The organism is Thermoactinomyces sp. CICC 10521 (genome assembly GCF_016055135.1).
In the GTDB taxonomy this organism is placed as follows: domain Bacteria; phylum Bacillota; class Bacilli; order Thermoactinomycetales; family Thermoactinomycetaceae; genus Thermoactinomyces_A; species Thermoactinomyces_A daqus.
In genome coordinates this window covers 1-525 of the sequence record NZ_JAECVZ010000102.1, presented here as the reverse complement: position 1 = coordinate 525, position 525 = coordinate 1, and the positions used below count along the sequence as shown (strand labels likewise).

The window sequence follows — 525 nt, the reverse complement described above, 5'->3', positions numbered from 1 at the left end:
GCTTCTTTTGATTTAAGCCCGGAATCGAAAAGTTAGTATCTTGTTTTATTAGGCAACCTAATCATAAAGCAGAGTCCTCTAAAGATCAATCACATTCGACGACTTTCTTTCCCGGAAAAAAGTTTTTACCATTATATATGAAACCAAGACCATTTATTATAAAGGAAGAATCGATATGAAACCCATCATCTTCGGAAAAACGATCGACCAGAAAACCCGCTGTGTACATTACCATTCTGATTTGGATATTGTCGCCATCAAATTTGCCTGTTGCGAGCGTTACTATCCTTGTTACCAATGCCATGAGGAAACGGCCGGACATCAAGCCGTTCCCTGGCCAAGGAGCCGGTTTCATGAAAAAGCGATATTATGCGGGAACTGCCAGACGGAATTGACCGTTCACGAGTATTTAAATGGAGAAGCACGCTGTCCTGAGTGCCGCCATCCTTTTAACCCCGGATGTAAAAAGCATTACCATTTCTATTTTGAATGACGCGATCGCCGCGTCATTTTTTTTTATTTCCC

1 protein-coding gene is annotated in these 525 nt (G+C 41.7%); it reads left to right on the top strand.

Annotated features, from left to right (window positions below):
• The first annotated feature begins 175 nt into the window (after positions 1–175).
• The gene (locus tag I8U17_RS18195; RefSeq protein ID WP_033099985.1) at positions 176–493 is read left to right on the top strand and encodes a CHY zinc finger protein; all 318 of its coding nucleotides are present in this window, start codon (positions 176–178) and stop codon (positions 491–493) included.
• Positions 494–525: the final 32 nt, after the last annotated feature.

Bases quoted from the DNA above. Each gene is read 5' to 3' on its own strand.
- I8U17_RS18195 (WP_033099985.1), top strand. From the start codon at position 176: ATGAAACCCATCATCTTCGGAAAAACGATCGACCAGAAAACCCGCTGT.